Below are 26,317 nucleotides of genomic sequence, written 5' to 3' on the forward strand. Positions count from 1 at the left end.
AATCAAACTCCTGCGGGCGCGAAAAGCGACCGGAAATCGAGATCGTAACCAAATGCACGAGGGCCGACGAATTCGAGGCCGCGGGGGCTGGTCAGCACCGCCGGCGCGGGCAGTGCCACGACGGTGACGCGCTGGCCGTAGCGCACCGTCTCGGTGCCGATGCCATGGCCGTTGACACTGTCGAGCACGCAGATCAGGTCCGGCGACATCGCGATCGCCTCGCCGTCGCGCCAGGCCACGATCCATTCGTTCTGGAACGAGAGCTTCAGCTTGGTGCCGCGATCGGCGTCACTGCCTTCGACGACCGCGCTGCCGCGCAAGAACCCCTCGGTGGTACGGCGCTCGACATCGACGATCTTGCCGGTGAAGAGCCTTTGGCCGCCCTCGCAGGCGAGGATGGCCGCGATCGGATCTTCATGGCGGCGATTGGCCTCTTGCACCGCGCGGCCGATGCTGATCGCCTTCGTGGTGGTGAAATGAATGCCCCAGTCCTTGACCTCGCGTCCGGTGCGCGGCGCCTTGCTGGTCGAGGCGATCGAACCCATCTCGACGCAGATCTTGCGGCTGGCCCGCTCCATCCATTTCCAGCTCGGCACCTTGGTGACCACAGCCTCGATACCCCGAGGATCATAGAGCGTGCAGGGGTAGGGGCGCAGGTCGCCGATCGCGACCGACGTCATTTGCGCTTCGGGGAACGCGCGGCCCATGCAGTCCGCATCGACAACGGGAATGCCGAGATGCGCGGCTGCCATCAGCGCCTGCACGCCGTTGCCGCCGCCGATCTCGACCGACATCACCGCGCGGAACTTGATGTCGTTGATCTCCTCCTGCATGCGCACGGCGCGCGCGATGCTGCGGCTGTCGGCGAGACGCTCCTGGCCCACCAACGGCGCGCCCATGTTGGAAACCACGGCGACCCAATCGTCGTCGTCGAGGTCGAGCGGCGACATCAGCTGCACGCGATGGCCCTCGGCGTAGAGCCTGCGCAGATTGAGCAGTCCGAGATACGGGCTGCCGCCGCCGCCAGTGCCGAGGATCCAGGCGCCGACCGCAAGCGCCTCGATGTCGTCGAGGCTGATCGTCTTCAACTCGGTCGCACTCACGAGACCAGCTCCTCGACCACGCGTGCAGCGGCCGCAATCGACAGGATCACCGGCCCGGAATAATGCTGACGCAGGCGGGCCTTGTTGGCGCTGGTGTAGCTCATGCAGTCGAGCACAACGAGATCGGGCTGCTTGCTCGCCATCTCCTTCGCCGCCGCATCGACCGTGGCATCGTCTGAGCCCGGCTGCAGCGTGACGCCAATGACTTCGACACCCTCGCGCTGCCACTTGGTGGCGATCAGCGCGGTCTGCTCGCGCAGCGGCGAGAACACGCCGAGCCGGCCCTTCGGCAGCACGGCCTCGACCATCCGATGCAGCACCGCCGAGGGCAGGATCACCAGGCCATCGGCTGTGAGGTTGGGGAATTTGCCGGTGCAGGCCAGCATCGCCACGTCGATGCCCTCCTGCTTGAAGCGGGCGAGCTGCGCATTGGCGCGGCCTTCGACCGCCTTCTTGCTGATGCGGACATTGTCGCCATTAGGCAGCAGCGTGAACAGCGCGTCGGCACCATCGAGAGGCGGAATCGCATCGATCTCATCGCGGCTCATGCCGTCGAGCGCGCCACGCAGCTCGATTGTAACAGCAGGCGACAGCACCGCCGCGATCTCGGCCTGCATCGAGGGCCGGGGACTTTGCCCGATCACCACGACGCCCATGCGTCGGTGTTGGAGTGGCTTGTTCATATGAGTTACTAATCCTTGAGGATGACGAGATCGGCAGGCGTCCAGCCCAGCATGACCGGGGCGCCCGGTGCATAGAGTTGGCCCGCGCCCGCATTGGGCTGCTGCGCCAGCACGCGATGGCCGTTATCGAGCGAGATGCGATACAGCACGGCGCCACCAAGGAAGTTGGTGCTCTCGACCGTGCCGTTGGCTGACGCGTGCTTCGGATGCAGTGTATCGACCTTGGGTGCGAGTCGGATTTTCTCCGGACGCAGCGCCACCGAAAGCACCGCGCCGTCGGCGGCAGCAGGCGGGCCGGGCAATTCCAGCACCAGGCCATTGCCGGCCGCAATCCCGGTGCCGTTATTGTCGACTGTGACGCGCTGGCCGCGGAAGATGTTGGTGTCGCCGATGAAATCGGCGACGAAGCGCGTCTGCGGCCGGTCGTAGATCTCGACCGGCGTGCCGACCTGCTCGACGCGGCCTGCATTCATCACCGCGATGCGGTCCGACATCGCCAGTGCCTCCTCCTGGTCGTGCGTCACGAACACAAGTGTGAGGCCCAAGTTCCTCTGCAGCTGCTTCAGCTCGAACTGCATCTGCTGGCGCAGCTTCTTGTCGAGTGCGCCGAGCGGCTCGTCGCAGAGCAGCACGCGCGGCTCGATCACGATGGCGCGGGCCAGTGCCACGCGCTGCTGCTGGCCGCCGGACAGTTGGGCCGGCCGGCGATCGTCCATGCCCGACAGCTCGACCATGGCCAGTGCCGCCTTCACCTTGGCTGCGATCGTCGCCTTGTCGAGCTTGCGCATGCGCAGGCCGAAGCCGACATTCTCGGCGACGGTCCGGTGCGGAAACAGCGCGTAGTTCTGGAACACCATCGCCATGTCGCGCTTGTGCGCGGGCACGCGGGTGATGTCGGCGCCGTCGATGCGGATCTCGCCCGAGCTCGGCGTATCGAAACCTGCGATCATCCGCAAGGTGGTCGTCTTGCCGCAGCCGGAGGGGCCGAGCAGAGAGAAGAATTCGCCGGCCCTGATCTCCATCGCCACCGCGTCCACCGCGCGGACGCCGCCTTCATAGACCTTGCTGACCTCGGCGATCTCAATGCCCGCGCTCATGCCCGGAAGATCCGGTTGATGCGGCTGTCGATCGCATCCTTCTGCGCATTGTACCACTTCCAATCGACCTGGATGAGCTTCGAGACCTTCTCCGGCGTGGTCAGGAGCTTGGCGTCGTATTTGGCCTCGAGCTTAACTTTCTTGTTCGCCGGCGAGTACCAGACGGTCTCGGCGAGCCGTTTCTGCACCTCGGGGCGCAGCATGTAGTTGAGGTAGGCGTTGGCGAGCTCCTTCATCTTGCTGCCGGGCGTGATCGTCAGCACCTGCTCCAGCGACAGCACGCCCTCGCTCGGGGTGACAAAGTCGATCGGCTGGTTCTGGCCGTCATAGCGGTAGATGCCGGAATCGTGGATGACGCCGAGGCCAACCTCGCCCGACAAAAACAGCTTCTCCATCGCGCCGGTGAAGTCGACCAGCTTGATCGGCTTCAGCTTCTCGAGCGCCGCATAGGCCGCATCAAGGTCGGTCTGTCCCTTGCCGAACAGCGTGCCGCACATCATCACGAAGGCTTGGCCGAGGCTGTTGACCGGAATCACATAGCCACCGCGCACGCCATTGTATTTCGCGTCCCACAGCTCCTTCCAGGAGGTGATGGGGCCATAGCCCTTGTCGGTCCGCATGCCGAGCCCGATCGCGCTGGTGAAGATCGAGATGCCGACGATCTTGTCGCTCGCAGCGTAGGGATAGACGTCGGCGATGTTCGGCACCAGCTTGGGATCAACCTTGGGCTCGACCAGACCCATCTCGGCCGCAGCCCATTGTTCGTTGGAGTTGGTATGCAGGACGTCATAGATCGGCGCCGCGCGCGAGCTCGCCTGCAGCTTCGGCAGGAACGGCAGGGCGGTGTCGGTCCTGAGCTTGCACTTGAACTCCTTCTCGAACGCCGGTCCGATCTCGGTGCTCATCACGTCGCCCCATTTGCCGCCCCAACCGGTGATGTTGAGCACCGGCTCCTCGGCACGTGCGACATAGGGGGCAGCGACCGCGCCGAGGCCGAGCGAGGCACCGGCGGCCAGCAGCCGGCGGCGGGTCAGATGCGCGCGCGATGCGGATGTCATGGCGGGATCTCCGTTAGAGTTTGACAGTGGAGCGCAGGCCCACGGTGCGGTCGAGCGCGATGACGACGAGGACGGCGAGCAGGATCGAAATCACGGAGGCGGCGCCGATGGTGCCGTCGAGATCGAATTTGAGATAGTTGAACAGCGTGATCGGCAGGGTCTCGTTTCCGGGCGAGACCAGGAACAGCGATACCGGGAATTGGTCGAAGGAGACGATGAAGGCGAAGATCCCGCCGGCGAGCACGCCGGGCTTGACCAGCGGCAGGGTCACCTCGAAGAAGGTGCGCGTCGGACTGGCACCGAGGTTCTGCGCGGCTTCCTCCAGCCTGGTATCGAAATTATGCAGCACGGCGAGCGTGGTGCGAACCACATAGGGAATGGTGACCAGCGTGTGGCCGGCAACGAGGCCCCAGACCGGCCGGCCGACGTCGAGCAGCACATAGGCCTGGAACAGAGCAAGCCCAGTGAGGATCGCCGGCAGCATCAGAGGTGACAGCATGGTCGCGACGATGATCCGCGACCCCGGAATATTGCCGCGCGCGATCGCAAGCGCGGCGGAGGCGCCAAGCACGGTGGCGGCCATCGTCGTCAATACGGCCACTTCCAGGCTGAAGACCAGCGCATGCATGAAGTCGCGCGCCGAGAAGAATTTTTCGAACCAGCGTAGCGACACGCCGACGGGCGGAAACTGGATGAAGGGCGTTGGATTGAGCGCGAACACGAACACGATCGCGATCGGTGCCAGCAGAAACACCAGGATCGCGATATTGGCCGCGAGATAGATGGCGCGGCCAGTGCGGCCGGGCGCCGAGCGATGTGCTATCACTTGATCCGTGCTGCGGCTTGCGCCTGCGAGCTCCGGCCGGGCCAGGGTCGGTGAGGGCGTGACTGACGTCGCCATCGATGCCCCCTTCACTGCAACTCGCGCTGCCCGGAAACCAGGCCGAGCATATGATTATAGGCGACCACGAGCATGAACGAGATCACGAGCAGCACCATGCCGAGTGCTGCCGCAAAGCCGATATTGAAGTTCGCCGAGATCTGCTGATAGATCAGGATCGGCAACGTCATGATCTGGAAACCGCCGAGCAGGATCGGCGTGACATAGGCGCTGATCGCGAGCGCAAATACCAGGAGCGAGCCGGCGAGAATGCCGGGCAGGCTCAATGGCAGCGTCACCTCGAAGAACGCGCGCAAGGGACTCGCGCCGAGATTTTCCGCGGCCTGCTCCAACCGCTCGTCGATGCGGCCGATCACGCCAGTCAGGGTCAGCACCATGAACGGCACATAGATGTGGACGAGGCCAATGATGATACCGGTCTCATTATACATCAGCTGCAACGGCTTTTCGATCAACCCAAGCGACAGCAGGATCTGGTTGATGACGCCCTTGTCCGACAGCAGCGTCATCCAGGCAAAGGTGCGCACCACGATTCCGGTCAGCATCGGCGCCAGCACGGCCATCAATAACAGCGCGTGGCCGGCCCGGCTCTTGATCCGCGCCATCCAATGCGCCAGCGGATAGCCGATCAGGAGTGCAATCAGCGTGGTCCAGAGTCCGATCCGGATCGTGGTCCAGATCACCTCGAGATAATAGCTGTCGTCCGCCAACCTCTGATAATGCTTGGTGGTGAAGGCGATGTGCGGCACGACCACCGGATTGCCGGTGAGCAGGCTCATCACCGCCATCAGGCCGATCGGCAGGAAGAAGAACAACGCGAACAGCAGCGCGCTGGGCAGGATGAGTAGCGCGAGCCCATTGATATGAGACCCGACGGGCCGGCCCATCAGGATGCCAATCCGGCGCGGAGCTCGACCGGCTGCCCGAGCGGATCGCCGGTCATGCGCCGAAGCTTCTCGGCCATGGCGCCGAGCTCGCGCCGGACGATGGCGCGCTCGATTTCGGTCGTCGCCTGCACCGAATAGGAGATCGCGATGCCGATCAGCTCGCCGGTCTCGCCGTTCGCCAGCGCAAAGCCTTGCGAGCCCACGCCCTCGATCGCTTCGTCGGCCGCATCCGAGACGCCGGTGCGGCGAATCTCGTTCAGGCGCGCGATCAGTTGCTCGAAATTCTGCGGCGAGTTCGCCGGCACCTTCGGGTAGTCGAGCGGCACCCGGGCGCGGATCTCGGCGTCGGACAAGCGCGCCAGCATGGCGCGGCCATTCGAGGTGATGATTGCCGGCGTGCGCTGACCCGGCGGATTGACGACGCGCAGCGGATTGGATCCCGGCACGATGCGCAGCACGACCTGCTGATAGCCGTCGAGCACCGCGATGTAGCCGGTGTGACCGGTGCGCGTGCAGACCTCGCGCAGCTCGCGCTCGGCGGTGGCGATCAGGTCGTCATGGGCGCGGTGCAGCCGGCCAAGTTCGAAGGTGAGCAGGCCAGGGCGGTAGCGGCGGCTGTTCGGGTCTTGCTCCAACAGCCCGCAGTCGCGCAGCGAGCGGAGGAGCCGCGAGGTCGAGCTCTTGGGCTTGCCGGTCAAGGCCTGGACGTCGGCGAAGGAGAGGTCCGGCCGGGACGTGGAGAAGCAGCGCAGGATGTCGATAGCGGAGGTCAGGGCGCTCATGGCTGGATCCTTCAGTTCCAAATTTCGGAACATGGTGCCAAATTCTAAGATCGGCCCACGCCCTCCGCAAGACGAAATATCCAGCATCAACTGATGCGCGATTGCGCAACGCTGGCGATCAACGTGCGGGGGAGGAGGGCTCAGTGCTGTCCGGCGGTGCGAAGCCGGCTGACCGCGGAATCGATGCCGTGCCAGGCGGGCTTGTCGGGCGCGAATTGGCTGCGGAGATAGGCGACAAGCTCGACGACCTGTGTGTCGCTGAGGTGTTCGGCAAATGCCGGCATGTAGCCGAGGTCAGGTGACGCCGGCCTGGTGATGCCGTGCAGAATCACCTGGATTAGATTGTCGGGCATCGCGCTGTGGATGTTGCTGTTCAGCGACAGCGATGGACGGCTGCCGAACAGTGGCAGGCCGCCGATCTCATGACAGACCGCGCAGGCGCCGAGATACAGCCGTGCCGCCGGGGACGAAGCGGACGTGACCTTCGTGCTGGTCTCGAGGTGCTGCGCTTTTGCTTCCAGCGTGGCGGCGTCGGGCAGCGCATCCTGGAACGAGGCGAGATAGATCGCCATCGCCCTGATATCAGCCTCAGGCAAACGGCCGAGGTCATTCACGATCGGCGCCATCGGGCCGGCGGCGACGCCATGGAAGCGCGACTGACCCGTGCGCAGATACGTAAAGAGCTCGTCTTCCGTCCAGGGAATCGGCGCTGATGACAGCGAGGTGAGGGCCGGCGCCTCCCGGCCTTCGGCGAAACCGCCGGCGAGATAGGCCTGGCGTTGCTCGGCGCCGAGCGCGTTGCGCGGCGAGTGGCAGGCGCTGCAATGGCCGAGGCTTTCGACCAGGTAGAAGCCGCGATTCCACTGTTCGGATTTTGCCGTATCAGGTTTGAACGGGCTTGCGTCGTGGAAGAGGGCGTTCCAGCCGGCAACCAGTGGGCGCAGGTTGAACGGAAAGCGCAGTTCGCTCGCAGGCGCCTGCTGACGCACCGGCGCCTGTGCCATGAGATAGGCGTAGAGCGCCTGCAGGTCAGCGTCGCTGGTTTTCGCGAAATGCGGGTATGGAAAGGCCGGATAGAGCTGCCGGCCATCACGGTGGATGCCCTCGCGCATCGCGCGCTCGAAGGCAGGGTATGACCACCCTCCGACGCCGGTCTCGACATCAGGCGTGATGTTGGTGCTGAAGATGGTGCCGAACGGCGTCTCCAGGGCGCGGCCGCCGGCATTGACGATGCCGCCGTCGGCGGTGTGGCAGACCGCGCAATTGCCGAGCGCCGCGAGCTGTTCGCCGCGCGCGATCGTCGCGGCGGAATAGACGGAAGCATCGGGACGTGAAATCGGGGCGATGGCCCGTCCGGGCAGCAGGGCTGCGGCGACGCCGATGGCGGCGCTACATGCGGCCGCCACGCTTGCGGCAAGCCCGGTGCGCTTGGCGAACGGCTTGATCCAGGCGGTGCGAGACTTGTCCGCGACGGGAGGCGCCAGCGGCTTGGCTGGCGGCGCCTCCGCCTGCGCGCCGCGCAAGCCCTGCAGGACGCGCTCGGGCGTGAACGGCGGCTCACGGAAACGGACTCCGGTCGCGTCATAGATCGCGTTCGCAATTGCAGCCGCACTCGGCACCGAGGCGGATTCGCCGACCCCGAGCGGCGGCTGATCCGGCCGCGGCAGCATCAAGACGTCGATCTTGGGCACGTCGGGGAAGGTGATGATGGGGTAGGCGCCCCATTCCCGCGCCGCCACCTTGCCGCGCGCGAACGGGACCTCCTCCATGAGCGCGCGGCTGGTCGACTGGATGACGTTGCCTTCGATCTGATGCCGCACACCGTCCGGGTTGATCATCAGGCCGGAATCCTGCCCGGCGACCACGCGCGTGACGCTGACATCGCCGGTTGCGGTGTTGACCGCGACATCGGCGATCCAGGCCGACCAGGCCGCGCCATAGCCGGGAAACTTGCTGTGCACGTACAGCGCATAGGCAAAGCCGCGGCCGCGTACGACGTCGTTTTCGGCGGTCTTCTCCTGCCTGACGGCACGCGGCACCCAGCCGGCGCGCTCCGCGACCGCATTGACCAGATCTCTGGCGCGCTCGTCCTTCAGATGGCGCAGGCGATATGCGATCGGATCGACGCCGGCCTCCGCGGCAAGCTCGTCGATATAGGATTCATGCGCGAACGTATTCGGCAGCGCCGAGACGCCGCGCAGCCAGGAGGCCCGGACGATCGGCGGCATGTCATGCGCGGTGACGCGCATATGGTCGTAATCGTAGGGCGGAATCGCGGTGCGATCGCCCATCTCCCACACGATCGCCTCCGGGGCGATGCGGCCGGTCAACAGCAGCGCCAGCGTCGGTGCACCGTTCGATGGATAGCGCGTGGCAAAGTCGTAGGCCGCCACCGAGCCGTCGGCGTTGAGGCCGCCATTGACGTCCATCAGCTGTGCGGTGCCCTTGGGCTCCCAGAGATGCTCCTGCTCGCGCGTGAGCTGGACGCGCACGGGACGGCCGACCGCGCGCGAGAGCAGGAGCGCATCCGCCGTGACGTCGTCTGCGCAGTTGCGGCCGTAGCAGCCGGCTGCTTCCAGCCGGATCACCTCGATCTCGTGCTCGGGCCGGTCGATCAGCAGCGCCAGATCGCTCCGCAGAATGTGCGGGTTTTGCGTGCCGGAATAGATCCGGACCTGACCGGGCTGGCAGTCGGCGACGGCGCAGGAGGGGCCGATCGAGCCGTGCATCTGGTAGGGCCAGAGATAGCTGCGCTGCATCGGCTTCGCGGCGCCGCTGATCGCAGCTTCGACGTCGCCCTTGTCGAGCAGCTTGCGCGGCCGCGAAGGATTGGCGCGCAGTGCGTTCTCGACGTCGTCGAGATTGCGCAAGGACGGCATCGGCTTCCAGTCGATCTTCAGCCGTTCGGCGGCGAGGGCGGCATGCTCCTCGCGCTCGGCGACGACGCCGACGAAGTCGCCGATCACGACGACATCGACGAGGCCCGGAATGTCTCGGACCGAATCCCTGTCGATTCCGAGCAGGCTGGTGCCGATGAACGGACCGGCATCGACGCCGGCGTAGGGCGGGCGGATCACGCGGCCATGCAGCATGCCGGGCACGCGGACATCATGCACATAGGTCAGCTCGCCGGTGGCTTTCGCCGGCAGGTCGACCCGCGGCACCGAGGTGCCGACCAGAGTGTAGCTGCTCGCGGCCTTGACCGGGGCGTCATCCGCAAGCTCGAGCCGGATCGTCTCGTCCTCGATCAGTTCGCCATAGCTGAGCGTGCGGTTGTTGGGGCCACGGATCAGGCCGTCTTCGATACTGAGCTCATCGCATGCGATGCCAAGCCGCTCCGCGGCGCGCGTCAGCAGGAATTGCCGCGCCTGCGCCGCCGCCTTCCGCAGCGGCACCGCCGTGATCTGGATGGTTTCGCTGGCAATGGTCGCGCCCTGATTGGGCACCCGAGCGGTGTCGCCGAGCACGACGACCACGCGCGCAAAGGAGACGTCGAGCTCCTCCGCCACGATCTGTCCGAGCGCAGTGCGGATGCCGGTGCCGAGATCGACGTGCCCGTTGTAGGCCGTGACCTCTCCGGCTGCCGTGATCCGGATGAAGGTCTCAGCATCCGCGGCCGCCAGCCGTACCACCGAGAGGCAGCCGCGAGGCGGTTTGCTGGCTCCCAGGGTTCCGTCCGTCATCAGTCCAACGCCTCGAGCGTGTGGCCGGCCGCCCGCATCGCAGCGCGCACGATCTCGACATGAGCGCCGCAGCGACACAGATTATAGCGCAACGCTTCGCGGATCTCCTCCTCCGACGGGCGCGGATTGATGGCGAGCAGCGCCTTGGTGGTCATGATCATGCCGTTGAGGCAATAGCCGCATTGCGCCGCCTGTTCCATGATGAAGGCCTGCTGCACGGCATCAGGCTGCTCCCGCGAGCCGAGACCTTCGAGCGTGGTGATGTCGTGGCCGAGACAGCCTCCGACCGGAAACACGCAGGAGCGCGCCGCCTGGCCGTCGATCAGCACGGCGCAGGCGCCGCATTGGCCGAGACCGCAGCCATATTTCGGCCCGTTGAGCCCGAGGTCGTTGCGCAGCACATAGAGCAGGGGCGTGTCGGGCCCGACCGCCACATCATGCGCTTGGCCGTTGACGGTCAGGCGGAGCGTTGCTGGGGTCATCCCTGCGGTCTCGATATCTGCTATCGTTAACAAAGGTTGCGGCGCGAACCGAAGCCGGAAGCGTATCGTTTGTACACTAACATGCAAGTGCCACGTTTCGCGCTGCAGCGCGTGCATGATTTCTCGTCATTGTGCGAGGCAAACTGAACGTTTATCCGGCAGTGCAGCTTTTCCTGCGTGCCGGCGCTTGACAGTTCCGAGCGACGGACAGCATCATTCGTGTACGAATGAATTGCAGGAGCCGCTTCGTTCGAGGCCTTGGGAAGCGATTTCGGATTTGATTGAGCGACCGCATGACGACTGATACGGCGAGCGAGAGTGCCGGCGACAAGATCCGCTGCGATGCCTGTCCGGTGATGTGCTACATCAAGCCGGGCGCCGCCGGCGCCTGCGACCGCTACGCCAATCAGGATGGCGTGCTGGTGCGCGTCGACCCGCATATCCTGCTGGAGCGCACCGTCTCGCATGGCGGCAGGCTGGTGCCGTTCCAGGCGAGCGGCGATTGGGATGGCAAGATCGTGCAGCAGCCCGATCTGTTCGTCACCGCGATCGGGGCCGGCACCACCTATCCCGACTACAAACCGGCGCCGTTCATCGTCTCGTCCGAGGTGGACGGCGTGGACATGGTCACGGTCGTGACCGAGGGCATCTTCAGCTATTGCGGCGTCAAGGTGAAGATCGATACCGACCGTTTTCTCGGCCCGGAGACCGCAACCGTCCGCGTCGACGGCGAGGCCGTCGGCCATGTCACCACCAGTGAATATGGCTCGCAGATGCTCTCGCTCGGCGGTGTGCATCATCTGACCGGCGGCTCGAAGAAGGAGGGCCGTGTCACCTGCGACGCGCTGATGGATCTCAGCAACCGCAAGCCGGTCGAGCTCGTCATCGATGGCGGCGCCACGGTGGTCGTGCAGGCGGGTGCACCGCCGATCGTCAACGGCGTCAAGGAAGAGCGCATGCGGGTCGGCTGCGGCTCGGCGACGATCGGCATGTTCGCCAAGCAGTGGCAGGGTAAAGTCGACGAGGTCGTCGTGGTCGACGACCACATCACCGGCGTCTTGTCCGAGCATCAGGCCGGCAAGCTGCTCGATATTCCCGCAACCGGGATCAAGATGAAGGGACGGCGCTCGACGCCCGGCCGCTACTTCCAGGTGGCGCAGCCCGGCACTGGCTGGGGCGGGACCGACATCTCAGACCCGCTTGCGATTCTCGGGCCATTCGACCCGAAGACCGCGCGTCCGGGCACGACGATCTTGATGGTGTCCACGACCGGTGAGCATGCCGGCTATTACGTGCTCGATGAGGCCCTGCGGCCAGTCGAGCAGGACATGCCGCCGGATTTGAAATTCTCGGTCGAGCGCATCCAGGAGAATTGCGAGCCGGCGCTGTGCACGGTGCTGTTCATGGCGGGCGCCGGCGGATCGCTGCGCGCGGGCGTCACCGACAATCCGGTGCGGCTGACGCGCTCGGTCAAGGATGCGCTGACGCGCGTGACATCAGGCGGCGCGCCGGTCTATGTCTGGCCGGGCGGCGGCATCACCTTCATGGTCGATGTGACGCAGATGCCCGCCGGTGCGTTCGGTTATGTGCCGACGCCGGCGATCGTGGCGCCGATCGAATTCACGCTGAGGCTGTCCGATTATGCGGCGCTCGGCGGCCACATGGATTACGTGCAGCCGCTTGGCTCGCTGAAAGATGTGTCCAAAGACATCCGTCAATTGCCGTGGCCGGTGCGGAGCGCAGGATGAGACGCCCGCAGATCGCATTGCTGCCGGACGACCGCCGCCTGCATCTGCAGGACGGGCCGATCGATCTGATCATCGGAGCAGATGGGGCGGATGGTGAGATTCGCGCTGCCTACCAGGCAGCGGTGCAGCGCTTCACCGGCCTGCTCGACGAGCTCTGTGCCGAGCTGCCGGAGCTGCGCGAGGCAGCTGCGCCCGATCATTGCGGATTGCGGGGCGTCGTGGCCCGCCGCATGTACGGCGCGGTCGCGCCTTATGCTGCGGACACTTTCATTACCCCCATGGCGGCCGTTGCAGGTTCCGTGGCGGAGGAAATCCTCGGCGCGATGCGCGGTGCCGCCAAGCTCGCGCGCGCCTATGTCAACAATGGCGGCGACATCGCGCTGCATCTGTCCGATCGTGCGCGCTTCAGTGTCGGCCTGATGGATCGTCCGGACGGAACAGGCGTGATGCGCAGCATCACTGTTCGCGCCGAGGACACCGTCCGCGGCGTCGCGACCTCCGGCCGCCACGGCCGCAGCTTCTCGCTCGGCATTGCCGATGCCGTCACCGTGCTGGCGCGCACGGCATCGCAGGCTGACGCCGCCGCAACCATCATTGCCAATGCGGTCGATCTGCCCGGCCATCCCGCGGTTGTCCGCCGGCCCGCCAATGAATTGCAGCCGGATTCCGATCTCGGTCACCGCCTTGTCACCTGCGAGGTCGGCGCACTGAGCGGCGATGAGGTTGCCGAGGCGCTGGCGCAGGGCGCTGCGCGGGCGCGGCAGTTGCTCGAGGGCGAGCTGATCGAGGGGACGGTGCTGCAGCTTTGTGGCGAAATCCGCCTGATCTGTGCGAAGCCGCTCGAGATCAATCGTCCGCAACAGTTGCAGGCGAGCGCGGCGTAAGGTTTGATGCAGCCGGGCTCAAGGACAGGGTAACGAACGATGGGCGCCATCATCCGCAAGATCGTCACCGTGGTCGAGGAGACCCATCGCGAAATGGGGCAGGCGGTGGCGCCGCCGACCCGCCGCGCCGCAGCCGTTGCCGTGATCGAAAATCCCTTTGCCGGGCGCTATGTCGAGGATCTCTCGGCGCTGATTGCGATCGGCGAGGAACTCGGCGAGTTGCTGGCGAAAAAGGCCGTCGCGGCGCTCCGCATTGAGGGGCCCTCAGCGCATAGCTACGGCAAGGCGGCCGCAGTCGGCGCCGATGGTGAATTGGAGCATGCGGCAGCGATCTTGCATCCCAAAATGGGCGCCCCGGTGCGTAAGGTGCTAGGAAAGGGCGCGGCCCTGATCCCGTCGTCGAAGAAGCGCGGCGGTGTCGGCTGCACGCTCGACATTCCGCTCGGTCACAAGGATGCCGCCTTCGTGCGCAGCCATTTCGACGGCATGGAGGTGCAGATCAACGATGCGCCGCGCGCCAACGAGATCGTGGTGGCGCTGGCGGTGACCGACAGTGGCCGGCCGCTGCCGCGGGTCGGCGGTCTCACGGTCGGCGAGATCAAGGGCGACGACGGTTTGCGCTAAGTGAGAGCATGCTCCGGAACAGCCGGCATCGGTTTTCCGAATGGAGCATGTTCAAAAGAATAATCGTTCAACATTTGGAGGCTGAAGGGATGCGACGGAGATTTCTGCTTGCGGCGGGCCTGGCCATCGCCGCGGCCGGCATGGCCAAGACGGCCGCCGCCGAGGACGTGATCAAGATCGGTGAGATCAACAGCTACTCGCTGTTGCCGGCCTTCACCGAGCCGTATCGCAAAGGTTGGCAGCTTGCGGTCGAGGAGATCAATGCGGCGGGCGGCATCAATGGCAAGAAGCTCGTCGTCGTCTCCAAGGATGACGGCGGCAAGCCGGCGGATGCGCAGACCGCGGCCAACGAGCTGGTGTCGAGCGAGAATGTCGCAATGCTCGCGGGCACCTTCCTCTCCAATATCGGTCTCGCCGTCAGCGACTTCGCCAACCAGAAGAAGGTCTTCTTCCTGGCCGCTGAACCCCTGACCGACGCGGTCACCTGGTCGAAGGGCAATCGCTATACGTTCCGCCTGCGTCCTTCGAACTACATGCAGGCGGCGATGTTGGTGGAGGAGGCCGCCAAGCTGCCGGCCAAGCGCTGGGCGACGATCGCGCCCAACTACGAGTATGGCCAGTCGGCGGTGGCCGTGTTCAAGAAGCTGCTGTCGGAGAAGCGGCCGGACATCCAGTGGGTCGACGAGCAGTGGCCGCCACAGGGCAAGATCGATGCGGGCCCGGTGGTGCAGGCGGTGGCCGCCGCAAATCCGGAAGCGATCCTCAACGTCACCTTCGGCGCTGACCTGGTCAAGCTGGTCCGCGAGGGCAACACCCGCGGCCTGTTCAAGGGACGCAACGTGGTCAGCTTCCTGACCGGCGAGCCCGAATATCTCGATCCGCTGAAGGACGAGACCCCGGAGGGCTGGATCGTCACCGGCTATCCCTGGTACTCGATCAAGACGCCGGAGCATGACGCGTTCCTGAAGGCCTATCAGGCCAAGTACAACGATTATCCGCGGCTCGGCTCGATCGTCGGCTACCAGACCATCAAATCGGCGGCAGCGATCCTGGCCAAGGCCGGCTCGACCGACGCCGACAAGCTGATCGCGGCGGCCGAAGGCCTCTCGGTGCCCTCGCCATTCGGCGAGATCACCTTCCGCAAGATCGATCACCAGTCGACGCTGGGCGCCTTCGTCGGCAAGACCGCGGTGAAGGACGGCAAGGGCGTGATGGTCGATGCCGCCTATCGCAAGGGTTCGGACTACCTGCCCAGCGATGCCGAGGTCGAAAAGCTCCGGCCGAAGGAGTGAACTCACTCGGCACGAGGGCCTCATGGTTCGAGACGCGCGGCCCGCGCCGCGCTCCTCACCATGAGGATTGAAAGCATGATCCGTTGATCCTCATCCTGAGGAGGCGCGAAGCGCCGTCTCGAAGGGTGAGGCCCCGATTCCAAGCATTTCGTCACCCGGACCGCTCATGGCCTTCTACATCGTCCAGTTCCTGACCGGCCTTGCCAGCGCGGCCTCGCTGTTTCTGGTGGCGTCGGGGTTGTCGATCATCTTCGGCGTGACGCGCATCGTGAACTTTGCCCATGGCGCGTTCTATATGCTGGGCGCCTATGTTGCGTTCACCTTGACCGAGCACTGGTCGGGGGCGCTCGGCTTCTGGGGCGGCATTGTCGCTGCTGCGCTTGTGGTCGCGGCGGTCGGCGTGATCGTCGAGATCCTCTTGCTACGTCGCATCTATCACGCCCCGGAACTGTTCCAGCTGCTTGCGACTTTCGGACTGACATTGATGGTCGAGGATCTCGTGGTCCTGATCTGGGGGCCGGACGATCTGCTCGGTCGCCGCGCGCCGGGTTTCAAAGGCGCGGTCGATTTCTTCGGCCAGAACATCCCGAGCTATGATCTGTTCCTGATCGTGCTCGGCCCGGTCGTGCTCGGCGCGCTCTGGCTTCTGTTCCAGCGCACCCGCTGGGGCATCCTGGTGCGCGCGGCGACGCAGGACCGTGACATGGTCGCGGCGCTCGGCGTCAATCAGAAATGGCTGTTCACCAGCGTGTTCGCGGTCGGTGTCTTCCTCGCCGCACTCGGCGGTGCGCTGCAGATCCCGCGCGACGCCGTGCATCACGCGATGGACCTGCGGATCATCGTCGAAGTCTTCGTCGTGGTCGTGATCGGCGGGCTCGGCAGCATCCTCGGCGCCTTCGTCGCGGCCGTGCTGGTGTCCGAGCTCAACGCCTTCGGCATTCTGATCTTCCCGACCATCTCGCTGATCCTGGTGTTCCTGGTCATGGCGGTGGTTCTGGTCGTGCGTCCCTGGGGCCTGTTCGGCAAGAAGGAGGCGCCCGTGCGCCGCACGCCGGGCCTGACCGTCATTCCCTGGCGCGCACTGACCTCGCTCGAGCGGCTTGCCGCGCTGGTCGCGCTCGCGCTTGCGGCGATGCTCCCCTTCGTCGGCGGCAACTATGCGCTGACGGTGGGCGCCGAGATTGCGATTTTCGTGATCTTTGCCGCCAGCCTGCATTTCCTGATGGCGGTCGGCGGACTGGCCTCGTTTGGCCACGCCGCCTATTTCGGGCTCGGTGCCTATGGCGTTGCCTTCCTGGCCAAGCTGGCGGGACTGCCGATGATCGCCTGTCTCTTGCTTGGACCGCTGCTCGGCACGCTCGGCGCGCTCGTGTTCGGCGCGTTCGCGGTGCAGCTCTCGGGCGTCTATTTCGCGATGCTGACTTTGGCCTTTGCACAGATCGTGTGGTCGATCGCGTTCCAATGGGTGGCGGTGACCGGCGGCGACAACGGCATCCTCGGTGTCTGGCCGGAGAAGTGGGCGGCCTCGCCGTCGCATTTCTACTGGCTCTCGCTCGGCGTTGCCGCGCTGGTGGTGAGCGCGTTGCGCCTGATCACCTTCTCGCCGTTCGGCTATGCGCTGCGCGCCATGCGCGACTCGCCGCTCCGCAGTGAGGCCATCGGCATCAACGGCAAGCTGATCCAGTGGACCGCCTTCGTGGTCGCGGGCAGCACCGCCGGAATCGGCGGGGCGCTGTTCGCCTATCTCAAGGGCAGCGTCTTTCCCGACAACATGGGCATTTCGCTGTCGGTCGATGCGCTGGTGATGGTGCTGCTCGGCGGGGTGGAGACCGTGGCCGGTCCGATCTTCGGGGCCATCGTCTACAAGGCGCTCAACATCTGGCTGGTCAGCCAGACCGATCTGTCCAAGCTCGTGCTCGGTATCTTCATCGTGCTGGTCGTCGTCGTGTTCCCCAAGGGCATCGTCGGCATGTTCGAAAGCATCACGTATCGGCGCCGTGCAGCGCCGCCGAAATCGCCGGTGCTCGCGGCCAAGATGGAGGGCGCGCAATGAGTCTCGGGGTTGCACTGCTCTCGGTCGAGGGGCTTACCAAGTCCTATGGTGGCATTCATGCCGTGCGCGGCGTCTCCTTCATGCTGCAGGCCGGCGAGATCTTGGCGCTGATCGGTCCGAACGGCGCGGGCAAGAGCACCTGCTTCGACATGCTGAACGGACAGAACGTGCCGGACTCCGGGCGCATCTCGGTGATGGGCGAGAACACCACCGGCCGCAAGCCGCGCGAGGTCTGGCGACTGGGGGTGGGCCGCACCTTCCAGATCACCGCGACCTATCCGACCATGACGGTGCGCGAGAACATCCAGGTCGCGCTGGTGTCCTATCATCGGCGACTGTTCGATGTCTGGAGTCCGATGGCGTCCATCGAGCGCGGCGAGGCCGACCGGCTGCTCGATCTCGTCGGCATGGCCGGCTATGCCGAGCGTCCCTGCGGCGAGCTCGCCTATGGCGATCTCAAACGGCTCGAGCTTGCGATCGCGCTTGCCAATCACCCGAAGCTGCTGCTGATGGACGAGCCGACCGCCGGCATGGCGCCGCGCGAGCGGGTCGAACTGATGCGGCTGACCGCCAAAATCGCGCGCGAGCAGTCGATCGGCGTGCTCTTCACCGAGCATGACATGGATGTCGTGTTCGAGCATGCCGACCGCATCCTGGTGCTCAACCGCGGCACCCTGATCGCGCAGGGGTCGCCGGCGGAGGTCCGCGGCAATCGGGAGGTGCAGGCGATATATCTCGGCGAAGGCCTGCTCTATGACAGCAGGCACCGCGAGGGAGCCTCGGCATGAAGCTCAGCGTCTGCAACCTCAACAGCCATTACGGCCCGGCGCATATCCTGTTCGATATCGGCCTCGAGGTCGGCGAGGGCGAGGTGGTGGCGCTGCTCGGCCGCAACGGCGCCGGCAAGTCGACCACCTTCCGCTCGATCGTCGGCCTGGTCGAATTGCGGGAAGGGCAGATCATGTTCGAGGGCAGGGACATCTCGAAGGCCCCGACGCATGAGATCGTGCGCTCCGGCCTCGGCTACGTGCCGGAGGAGCGGCGCATCTTCACCGAGCTTTCGGTCGAGGAAAACCTCGAGGTTGGTCGCCAGCCGCAACGCCCGAACGCGCCGCATTGGACCCGCGAGAAGCTCTATCAGCTGTTTCCCAATCTCGGCGAGATGAAGAACCGCCCCGGCGGACGCATGAGCGGCGGCGAGCAGCAGATGCTGACCATCGCGCGTACCTTGATGGGCAATCCCTCGCTGGTGCTGCTGGACGAGCCGTCGGAGGGCTTGTCCCCCAAGATCGTGGAGCAGATGGTTGACGCGATCCTCACCATGAAGAAAGCTGGCGTTTCCATGGTCGTCTCCGAGCAGAACCTGCATTTCGCCAGGCTGATCTCCGATCGCGCCTATATCATCGAGCGCGGCCGCATCTGTTTTTCCGGCACCATGGCCGAGCTTGACGCGCGGCCCGACATCCGCGACGCGCATCTGTCGATCTGAGGTCAAATACGATGGCAAAAAGTGTCGCGCTGAAACGATCGGTCAAAGCTCCGACCAAGGCTCAATCTAAGGCTGCGTTGAAGGCTCAGCGCACGCCCTATATCCTGGACGAGCAGATCGGCTTCATCCTGCGCCAGGTCTGGCAGCGCCACACCATGATCTTCGCGCGCGATATCGGCACCAATCTGACCCCGACGCAGTGGGCGGCGCTGTCCAAGCTGGCGGAGACCGGGCCCTGTTCGCAGAACCAGCTCGGGCGGCTGACCGCCATGGATGTCGCGACCATCAAGGGCGTCATCGATCGACTGACGGCGCGCGGCCTCACCGAGACCGGCCCGGATCCGCAGGACGGCCGCCGGCTTCTGGTCAGCCTGACGCGCGCAGGTCAGCAACTGGCGGACAAGACCGCGCCGCACGCGCTGGCGATCTCCAAGGAAACGCTGGCCCCGCTCGAGGCCAAGGAACGCGAGACTTTGCTTGCGCTGTTGAACAGGCTGCGCTGACCCCACACTCGTCATTCCGGGACATCGCGACAGCGCTACACGGTGCTTGGGCCACACTCGTCATTCCGGGGCGCTCGCGAAGCGAGCGAACCCGGAATCTCGAGATGTGGGAGGAAGAGAACGGCAAGCCAACTTCGAGATTCCGGGTTCAGCCCTGCGGGCTGCCCCGGAATGACGGTGGTGGTGAGAGTGGCCTACTTCGCCACGATCTCCGGCACCTTCTCCGCCGGCGGGGTGTTGCGGCTGCGCTGGGTGCGCACGATGCCGTCGATGATGGTCATGCCGACGCCCGGCAGGTCACCGAGCTGCACGCTGTCGAGCAGCGTCTTGGCCGGCGAGTGCTGCGCCTTGTCGAGGATGACGAAATCGGCTGAACGGCCGACCTCGATCAGGCCGCATTCGAGCGCGCGCATCCGCGCGGTGTTGCCGGTCGCAAAGCAGAACGCGATCTCCGCCGGCACCTCGCCGAGCGAGGACAGCATCGAGATCATTCTGAGAATGCCGAGCGGCTGTACGCCGGACCCGGCAGGCGCGTCGGTGCCGAGGATGACGCGGTTGAGCTCACCCATCTCGCGCGCGGTGCGCAGGGTGAACAGCGCCGAGCGCTCATTGCCGTTGTGCACCAGCTCGAGCCCGCGCTTGCAGCCCTCGCAGATGCAGCGGATCTGATCGTCGGGCAGCGCCGTATGGCCGCCATTGATATGGCCGACCACGTCGGTGTCGGCTTCGAGCACGACATCCTTGTCGATCAGGCCGGAGCCGGGGATCGAAGGGCCGCCGGTGTGGATCGTGCTCTGGATGCCGTATTTGCGAGCCCATCCGACCATCTTGCGCGCCGTCGGGCCGTCCTTGACACCGCCCAAGCCGACCTCGCCGAGCAGCTTGACGCCGGCCGCGGCCAGCTCCTTGAAGTCGTCCTCGACCATCTCGCATTCGATCACCGGCGCGCCCGCATGCACCTTCACGCCGCCGGGCCGCAAGGTCCAGAACGCGCGCTGCGCGAATACGGCCATGGCCTTCAGCCCGATCACGTCGCGCGGCCGGCCCGGCATGTGCACCTCGCCGGCCGAGATCATGGTGGTGACGCCGCCATGCAGATAGGAGTCGATCCAGTTGATCTGGTTCTGCCGCGGCGTCCAGTCGCCGGCCACCGGATGCACGTGGCTGTCGATCAGGCCCGGCGCCACCGTCGTGCCGTGCGCATCTACAATCGTGGTCGCGCCGGACGTGTCGACATCCTTGAAGCGGCCGATCGCGGTGATCTTGCCGTTCTCGGCGACGATGGTGTCGGCATCCAGGATGGGCCGCTCCAGCGCACCCGACAGCATCAAGCCGATATTGCGGATCACCAGCTTGCTGGGGCCGGTGGCTTGCGGCGCGTCATGGGCCATGGAACGGTTCCTTCTGTCTTCGCGAAGCGGCTTGGCGCCTGAGTTTGCGCCGGGCTGCGGCGCAGCATCAAGCTGCTTATTCATTCGTACACGAATGAGTGCATGCGGCAAGCGGCGGCATTGCACGAAGATTCGGCGCGCGCTGCCGTTCTTGCGGGCCGCGAACCGAACTGGTGTCAACGCAGCGTCGGGATGTAGAACGCCTGGCGGAAATAGGAGCGGAACACCTCCATCGACGGGGTGAAGTCGACATTGCGGCGCCAGGCCAGGCCGACATCCATGGCCGGCACCGGATCGCTCAGCACGATGGTCTCGATGCGCTTGCCTTCCAGCGACCACGGCCGCAGCACCATGTCGGAAAGGATGGCGACGCCCTGGCCATTGGCGACCATCGAGCGCACCGCTTCGACCGACGATGTGCGCAGCACCACCGAGGGCTGATAGGGCGTCTTGCTCCAATATTTCAGCGAGGTGTGCGCAGCCTCGTCGACCGTCAGCATGATGTAGGGCTCGGCAGCGACGTCCTTGAGCCCGACGGCCTCCTTCTGCAGAAGCGGGTGCTTCGAAGGCACCCACAGCCGCCGGCGCGAGCCGATCAAGGTCTCCATGGTGAGATCCGGGTTCTGCACGTTCGAGGTGAGCAGCACCGCGATGTCATAGCGGTTCGACAGCAGGCCTTCCTCGATCGCCTCGCGCGTCAATTCGAACAGCTGGATATTGAGCCTGGGATAATGGCGCTTCAGCCGCTCCAGATGATTGGGCAGGAAATAGCCGATCACGGTGTAGGTCGCCGCGACCGTCAGGCTGCCCTGCACGTCATCCGCCGGCACTCGGAGACTGGTGGCTTCCTCGACCTTGTTCAGGATGTCGTAGGCGTGAAACAGGAATTGCCGGCCGACGGCGGTCAGCTCCATGCCCTGCGGGGAACGGCTGAACAGTTCGGCGCCAACCGTCCCTTCCAGCTCCTTGATCGAGGTGGTGATCGCCGATTGCGAGATCGACAGCGCGGCGGCGGCCTGGGTGATCTGACCCTGCTCGGCGGTGGCGACGAAATAGCGGATCTGCCGCAGGCTGATCGACACGCAAAACTCCATCAAAAGATCAGATAGTATAGGCCGCAGGCTTCAAAAAAGACAAATAGCGCATTCCTTGTGCACGCTGCACGGCAAAAGGGCGGCACAAATACATGTGTATATTCAATGAAATGGTTCGCTGCCCCGCACAAGGGCTGATCATTTTCATATCTGAAAAGCAGAAAATGAAATTCCAACAATAATAATTTTCAATGATGGCCGGCGCCCCTAACGTTCCCGCCTGCGTCTCCAAGCTTCGGCTTCCGAACGCACCAAGTGAAGGGGAAGCATCCGTGCCGGTCAAAGTCGTCGATATCAATTGCGATCTGGGCGAGGCGTTCGGCCAATGGCGGCTGAGCGACGCCGAGGACGCCAGGCTGATGGAGCTGATCAGTTCGGCCAATATCGCTGCCGGCTTTCATGCCGGCGACCCCAATCTGATGGACGCGACGGTCCGGCTCGCCACGCAGCACGGCGTCGGCATCGGTGCTCATCCCGCTTATCGCGACCTGCAAGGGTTCGGCCGTCGGCGGATCGACGGCTCCAGCGACGAAATCGTCAATGACATCGTCTACCAGATCGGCGCCTTGCGCGAGTTCGCGCGCCGCCATGGTGGCACGCTGCAGCACGTCAAGCCGCACGGCGCGCTCTACATGGAGCTTGCCGCCAACGAGCAACTGTCCCGCTCTTTCATCAAGCTGATGCGGACGGTCGCACCGAACTCGTTCGTATTCTGCATGGACATCTCGGTGACCTATCGCGTCGCGGTCGAAGCCGGCCAGCCGGTGATCCGCGAGTTCTACGCCGACCGCGATTACGACCGCTCAGGCGCGATCGTGTTCACGCGTCACGGCATGAAGCTCGATTCGCAGGCGGTGGCCGACCGGGCGTTGCGCGCCTGTCAGACCGGCAAGGTCCGCACCATCGAGGGTGAGGATATCGACATCGCCTTCGAATCCATCTGCTTCCATTCGGATACGCCGGGGTCGTACGAGATCGCCAGCGTGATGCGGCAGACGCTGATCAAGAACGGCGTTCGGATCGCACCCGTCTCGGAGATCGTCCCTCAGAAACAGCAAAGCGAATAGTGCCCCATGAGCAAGACAGAGATCAAATCGCCGCTGCCCGGCGTGTTCTACCGCAAGCCATCGCCGGAGAGCGCACCGTTCAAGAACGATGGCGACACCGTATCCGCCGATGACGTGATCGGTCTGGTCGAGGTGATGAAATCGTTCCACGAGGTGAAGGCGGGCCTGTCCGGCAAAGCGATCCGCTTCATCGTCGATGATGCCGATGCTGTGATGGCGGGGCAGCCGATCGCCGAGGTCGAGGCATGACCTTGCGCTCGGTCCTGATCGCAAACCGGGGCGAGATCGCAGTGCGGATCATCCGTGCGGCGAAGGCGCTGGGCCTGCGCACCGTCCTGGCGCACAGTGTCGCCGATGCGGGATCGCTGGCCGCGCAGCTCGCCGATGAGACGGTCGAGATCGGGCCACCGGCGGCGAAGAAATCCTATCTCAACATCGATGCTGTCGTGAATGCCGCGAAGGCGGCCAAGGTCGACGCCGTGCATCCCGGCTACGGCTTCCTGGCCGAGAATGCCGATTTCGCTGATGCGGTCGTGGCGGCGGGGATCCGGTTCGTCGGACCGAGCGGAGCTGCGATCAGGCTTCTGGGCGACAAGGTGATGGCGCGGCAGGCGGCCGCGAGAGCGGGCGTGCCGACCGTGCCGGGCTCGGAGGGCCGCGTCGCTGATCTTGACGAGGCGAGCGCAATTGCGGCGCGCATCGGTTTTCCCGTGATGGCGAAGGCGGCGGCCGGCGGCGGTGGCCGCGGCATCCGCATCGTGCAGAACGCGGACGAGTTCGCGCGGCAGTTTCCGCAGGCCTCCAGCGAAGCGGCAGCCGCGTTCGGCGATGGCGGGCTCTATATCGAGAAGGTGATCGAGCGCGCCCGCCATGTCGAGGTGCAGATCCTCGGCGACGGCGAGACCGTCGTGCACTGTTTCGAGCGCGAATGCTCGCTGCAACGTCGCCGACAGAAGGTGTGGGAGGAGGCGCCCGCGATCGGCCTGCCCGAGGACGTCCGCGCGCGGCTGTGCGACAGCGCGGTCGCGCTGGCGCGCTCCGTCGGCTACAGCGGCGCGGGTACGGTCGAATATCTCTATGACGACGCGACACAGCAGTTCTATTTCATCGAGGTCAACACCCGCATTCAGGTCGAGCATCCCGTCACCGAGATGATCACCGGGATCGACCTGGTGCAGGAGATGTTGCGTATCGCCGCCGGCGACAAGCTCTCGGTGACCCAGGACCAGATCAGCATCCAGGGCCACGCGATCGAGTGCCGGATCAATGCCGAGGACCCGCACAAGGCCTTCATGCCGGCGCCGGGTACGATCGAAACGCTCGAGGTGCCGAACGGGGAGGGCATTCGCTTCGATACGATGCTGTTCGAAGGCTATGCCGTGCCGCCGTTTTACGACTCGCTGCTCGGCAAGCTGATCGTGCACGGCCACGATCGCGCCGATTGCCTGGCGCGGCTGCGCAGCGCGCTCGATCGCCTCGTGATCTCAGGTATTCCGACCACCATTCCGCTCCACGCGGCGCTGGCGCGCGATCCAAGCGTGAAGGACGGCCGCACCCACACCCGCTTCCTCGAGCCATGGCTCGAGACCGACTTTGCGCAGCTTGCCGGCGCCAGGGAGAACGCCTGATGACGACCCGCTACTCCTTCGGGGGCGATGAGCATCTCTTCGTCGAATGTGACGAGGCGATGTCGCTCGACGCCTTCTTCAAGAGCCTGTCGATGACGAATGCGATCCGCGACGCCGATATCAAGGGCGTCACGGAGATCTGTCCCGCCAATGCTTCGTTTCAGATCAAGTTTGATCCCGATGTGATCAAGCCGAACGATATTCTGAAAGAGGTGCAGGCGATCGAGAGCGCGGCAGCCAACACCGAGCCAGTCATCAAGACCCGCATCATCGAGATCCCGGTGTTCTATCAGGATCCCTGGACGCATGAGACCTTGATGCGCTTTCGCGAGCGCCATCAGGACCCGACAGCCACCGATCTCGAATATGCCGCACGCATCAACGGCCTCGCCGACGTCGATGCCTTCGTCAAGGCGCATAGCGGCTCGCCCTGGTTCGTCTCGATGGTCGGCTTCGTCGCGGGCCTGCCGTTCATGTACCAGATGGTCGAGCGCGCCAAGCAGCTGCAGGTGCCGAAATATCTGCGGCCGCGCACCGACACGCCGAAGCTCACCATTGGCCACGGCGGCTGCTTCTCCTGCATCTATTCAGTGCGCGGCGCCGGCGGCTATCAGATGTTCGGCATCACCCCGATGCCGATCTTCGATCCCGAGCAGAAGATCGGGTATTTGCGCGACTTCATGGTGTTCTTCCGGCCGGGCGACATCGTCAAGTTCAAGCCGATCGATAAGGCCGCCTATGAGCAGGCCGTGGCAGATGTCGACGCCGGACGGTTCGCGCCCTTGATGCGCGACGTCACCTTCGACTTCCGCGAATTCCAAAAGGACATGACCGGCTACAACGCCAGGCTGGAGGGGGCGCTGTCATGACCATCAAGGTGCTTCATCCGGGCCTGTCGACCACCGTCCAGGATCTCGGCCGCCCCGGCTATTTCCATCTGGGGATTCCGATCGGCGGCGCCATGGACCGCCTGGCGCTGCGCGCGGCGAACATGCTTGTCGGCAATGACGAAGGCGCGGCATGCCTGGAGGCCGTGTTCATCGGCCCGCAGCTTGAATTTACACGAGCGGGCCGCATCGCGATCACCGGCGCCGAGATGCCGATCAAGCTCGATGGCGAGGAGCAGCCGGGCTGGACCTCGCTGGAGGTGAAAGCGGGGCAGGTGCTCAGCTTCGATTATCTCAAGAGCGGCGCGCGCATCTACATCGCTGCCGCCGGCGGCATCGACGTGCCTTCAGCGCTCGGCAGCCGCTCGACCTATCCGATCGGCGCGCTCGGCGGATTCAAGGGGCGCGCCATCGCTGCTGGCGACGAACTGCCCGTCGGCAAGGCGGCGGACGGCAAAGTGGGCGCGAGCGTGCCGGAGACACTGCGCCGCAAGCCCGGCCATCCCGCCGAATTGCGGGTGCTGCCCGGGCTCTATTGGCATCGCATCCTCCCGGAATCGCAGCAGAGCTTCTTCGCCGACCAATGGAAGGTCGCGCCGGAAGCCGATCGCATGGGCTACCGTTTCCGTGGCGGCCAGGCGCTCAAATTCGTCGAGCGCGAGCAGCCGTTCGGCGCCGGCTCCGATCCGTCCAACATCGTCGACAGCTGCTATCCCTATGGCTCGATCCAGGTGCCCGGCGGCAAGGAGCCGATCATTCTGCATCGCGATGCAGTGTCCGGCGGCGGCTACTTCATGGTCGGCACCGTCATCTCCGCGGACATGGACCTGATCGGCCAGCTGCAGCCGAACATGCCGACGCGTTTCGTCGAGATCGACATGGACGGCGCGCTTGCCGCGCGCGCCGAGCGCAAGACCCTTCTGCAGAAGATCCGGGCGGCCTTGACCTGACCGCAACAGGCGCGGGCAGGTGAGGGCCGAT

At 65.1% G+C, this 26,317-nt stretch carries 24 protein-coding genes; 13 read left to right on the forward strand and 11 right to left on the reverse strand.

Annotated elements, in window-relative coordinates; genetic code table 11:
• Nucleotides 1-2: 2 nt before the first annotated feature.
• The 9 genes from BRAS3843_RS25715 to BRAS3843_RS25755 all read right to left on the reverse strand — a co-directional run bounded on the left by BRAS3843_RS25715 (nt 3) and on the right by BRAS3843_RS25755 (nt 10,676).
• The gene (locus BRAS3843_RS25715) at nt 3-1,103 is read right to left on the reverse strand and encodes a DUF917 domain-containing protein (RefSeq protein WP_008972017.1); all 1,101 of its coding nucleotides are present in this window, start codon (nt 1,101-1,103) and stop codon (nt 3-5) included.
• The gene (locus BRAS3843_RS25720; RefSeq protein WP_035982764.1) at nt 1,100-1,786 is read right to left on the reverse strand and encodes an AroM family protein; all 687 of its coding nucleotides are present in this window, start codon (nt 1,784-1,786) and stop codon (nt 1,100-1,102) included. Before BRAS3843_RS25720 ends, BRAS3843_RS25715 begins: the two co-directional genes overlap by 4 nt.
• A gap of 8 nt (nt 1,787-1,794) precedes the next feature.
• Nucleotides 1,795-2,883, reverse strand: coding sequence for an ABC transporter ATP-binding protein (locus BRAS3843_RS25725; RefSeq protein WP_008972019.1), 1,089 nt, complete (start codon nt 2,881-2,883; stop codon nt 1,795-1,797).
• On the reverse strand, nt 2,880-3,941 hold the full coding sequence (locus BRAS3843_RS25730; protein WP_008972020.1) for an ABC transporter substrate-binding protein: 1,062 nt from the start codon (nt 3,939-3,941) through the stop codon (nt 2,880-2,882). Before BRAS3843_RS25730 ends, BRAS3843_RS25725 begins: the two co-directional genes overlap by 4 nt.
• 13 nt (nt 3,942-3,954) lie before the next feature.
• Complete coding sequence (locus tag BRAS3843_RS25735) at nt 3,955-4,842, reverse strand: ABC transporter permease (protein ID WP_008972021.1); 888 nt, start codon at nt 4,840-4,842, stop codon at nt 3,955-3,957.
• Nucleotides 4,843-4,853: 11 nt separating this feature from the next.
• Nucleotides 4,854-5,729, reverse strand: a complete 876-nt coding sequence (locus tag BRAS3843_RS25740) for an ABC transporter permease (protein WP_008972022.1) — start codon at nt 5,727-5,729, stop codon at nt 4,854-4,856.
• Entirely contained in the window at nt 5,729-6,511 is a 783-nt protein-coding gene (locus BRAS3843_RS25745; RefSeq protein WP_008972023.1) for an IclR family transcriptional regulator, read from the reverse strand. Before BRAS3843_RS25745 ends, BRAS3843_RS25740 begins: the two co-directional genes overlap by 1 nt.
• A 140-nt stretch (nt 6,512-6,651) precedes the next feature.
• The gene (locus BRAS3843_RS25750) at nt 6,652-10,194 is read right to left on the reverse strand and encodes a molybdopterin cofactor-binding domain-containing protein (protein ID WP_008972024.1); all 3,543 of its coding nucleotides are present in this window, start codon (nt 10,192-10,194) and stop codon (nt 6,652-6,654) included.
• Nucleotides 10,194-10,676 (reverse strand): (2Fe-2S)-binding protein, encoded by a 483-nt coding sequence (locus BRAS3843_RS25755; RefSeq protein ID WP_008972025.1) that lies wholly within the window; start codon nt 10,674-10,676, stop codon nt 10,194-10,196. Before BRAS3843_RS25755 ends, BRAS3843_RS25750 begins: the two co-directional genes overlap by 1 nt.
• 293 nt (nt 10,677-10,969) lie before the next feature.
• Between BRAS3843_RS25755 and BRAS3843_RS25760 the strand changes: the two genes are divergently transcribed.
• From BRAS3843_RS25760 to BRAS3843_RS25795, 8 genes are all read left to right on the forward strand, one after another.
• The gene (locus tag BRAS3843_RS25760) at nt 10,970-12,424 is read left to right on the forward strand and encodes a hypothetical protein (protein WP_008972027.1); all 1,455 of its coding nucleotides are present in this window, start codon (nt 10,970-10,972) and stop codon (nt 12,422-12,424) included.
• Nucleotides 12,421-13,308: a UPF0280 family protein gene (locus BRAS3843_RS25765; RefSeq protein ID WP_008972028.1), complete on the forward strand. Its 888-nt coding sequence runs from the start codon at nt 12,421-12,423 to the stop codon at nt 13,306-13,308. Before BRAS3843_RS25760 ends, BRAS3843_RS25765 begins: the two co-directional genes overlap by 4 nt.
• Nucleotides 13,309-13,347: 39 nt before the next feature.
• The gene (locus BRAS3843_RS25770; RefSeq protein WP_008972029.1) at nt 13,348-13,932 is read left to right on the forward strand and encodes an amino acid synthesis family protein; all 585 of its coding nucleotides are present in this window, start codon (nt 13,348-13,350) and stop codon (nt 13,930-13,932) included.
• An 89-nt stretch (nt 13,933-14,021) separates the two neighbouring features.
• On the forward strand, nt 14,022-15,224 hold the full coding sequence (locus BRAS3843_RS25775; protein WP_035982767.1) for an ABC transporter substrate-binding protein: 1,203 nt from the start codon (nt 14,022-14,024) through the stop codon (nt 15,222-15,224).
• A 166-nt stretch (nt 15,225-15,390) separates the two neighbouring features.
• Nucleotides 15,391-17,277, forward strand: a complete 1,887-nt coding sequence (locus tag BRAS3843_RS25780) for an ABC transporter permease (protein WP_008972031.1) — start codon at nt 15,391-15,393, stop codon at nt 17,275-17,277.
• Nucleotides 17,274-18,065, forward strand: coding sequence for an ABC transporter ATP-binding protein (locus BRAS3843_RS25785; protein ID WP_008972032.1), 792 nt, complete (start codon nt 17,274-17,276; stop codon nt 18,063-18,065). Before BRAS3843_RS25780 ends, BRAS3843_RS25785 begins: the two co-directional genes overlap by 4 nt.
• A complete protein-coding gene (locus BRAS3843_RS25790) occupies nt 18,062-18,766 on the forward strand; it encodes an ABC transporter ATP-binding protein (protein WP_008972033.1) in 705 nt (234 codons plus the stop codon). The genes BRAS3843_RS25785 and BRAS3843_RS25790 overlap by 4 nt, the downstream gene beginning before the upstream one ends.
• 11 nt (nt 18,767-18,777) lie before the next feature.
• Nucleotides 18,778-19,269 carry a MarR family winged helix-turn-helix transcriptional regulator gene (locus tag BRAS3843_RS25795; protein ID WP_008972034.1) on the forward strand — a complete coding sequence of 164 codons (492 nt, stop codon included), beginning with the start codon at nt 18,778-18,780 and terminating at the stop codon, nt 19,267-19,269.
• Between the two features lie 194 nt (nt 19,270-19,463).
• Here BRAS3843_RS25795 and BRAS3843_RS25800 read toward each other — a convergent pair whose 3' ends face one another.
• Both BRAS3843_RS25800 and BRAS3843_RS25805 read right to left on the reverse strand, forming a co-directional pair.
• Nucleotides 19,464-20,660 (reverse strand): amidohydrolase family protein, encoded by a 1,197-nt coding sequence (locus tag BRAS3843_RS25800; protein WP_008972035.1) that lies wholly within the window; start codon nt 20,658-20,660, stop codon nt 19,464-19,466.
• Nucleotides 20,661-20,836: 176 nt separating this feature from the next.
• Nucleotides 20,837-21,742 carry a LysR family transcriptional regulator gene (locus BRAS3843_RS25805; protein WP_008972036.1) on the reverse strand — a complete coding sequence of 302 codons (906 nt, stop codon included), beginning with the start codon at nt 21,740-21,742 and terminating at the stop codon, nt 20,837-20,839.
• Between the two features lie 284 nt (nt 21,743-22,026).
• On the opposite strand from BRAS3843_RS25805, the gene BRAS3843_RS25810 reads away from it, so the two are divergent.
• From BRAS3843_RS25810 to BRAS3843_RS25830, 5 genes are read left to right on the forward strand one after another with little or no spacing between them, the layout of a single operon-like run.
• The gene (locus BRAS3843_RS25810) at nt 22,027-22,821 is read left to right on the forward strand and encodes a 5-oxoprolinase subunit PxpA (protein WP_008972037.1); all 795 of its coding nucleotides are present in this window, start codon (nt 22,027-22,029) and stop codon (nt 22,819-22,821) included.
• A 6-nt stretch (nt 22,822-22,827) separates the two neighbouring features.
• Nucleotides 22,828-23,070: an acetyl-CoA carboxylase gene (locus tag BRAS3843_RS25815; RefSeq protein WP_008972038.1), complete on the forward strand. Its 243-nt coding sequence runs from the start codon at nt 22,828-22,830 to the stop codon at nt 23,068-23,070.
• Nucleotides 23,067-24,449, forward strand: a complete 1,383-nt coding sequence (locus tag BRAS3843_RS25820; protein ID WP_008972039.1) for an acetyl-CoA carboxylase biotin carboxylase subunit — start codon at nt 23,067-23,069, stop codon at nt 24,447-24,449. The genes BRAS3843_RS25815 and BRAS3843_RS25820 overlap by 4 nt, the downstream gene beginning before the upstream one ends.
• A complete protein-coding gene (locus tag BRAS3843_RS25825; RefSeq protein ID WP_008972040.1) occupies nt 24,449-25,318 on the forward strand; it encodes an allophanate hydrolase subunit 1 in 870 nt (289 codons plus the stop codon). The genes BRAS3843_RS25820 and BRAS3843_RS25825 overlap by 1 nt, the downstream gene beginning before the upstream one ends.
• Nucleotides 25,315-26,286 (forward strand): biotin-dependent carboxyltransferase family protein, encoded by a 972-nt coding sequence (locus BRAS3843_RS25830; protein ID WP_008972041.1) that lies wholly within the window; start codon nt 25,315-25,317, stop codon nt 26,284-26,286. Before BRAS3843_RS25825 ends, BRAS3843_RS25830 begins: the two co-directional genes overlap by 4 nt.
• The last annotated feature ends 31 nt before the right edge of the window (nt 26,287-26,317 follow it).

Source organism: Bradyrhizobium sp. STM 3843, from assembly GCF_000239815.1.
Taxonomy (GTDB): domain Bacteria; phylum Pseudomonadota; class Alphaproteobacteria; order Rhizobiales; family Xanthobacteraceae; genus Bradyrhizobium.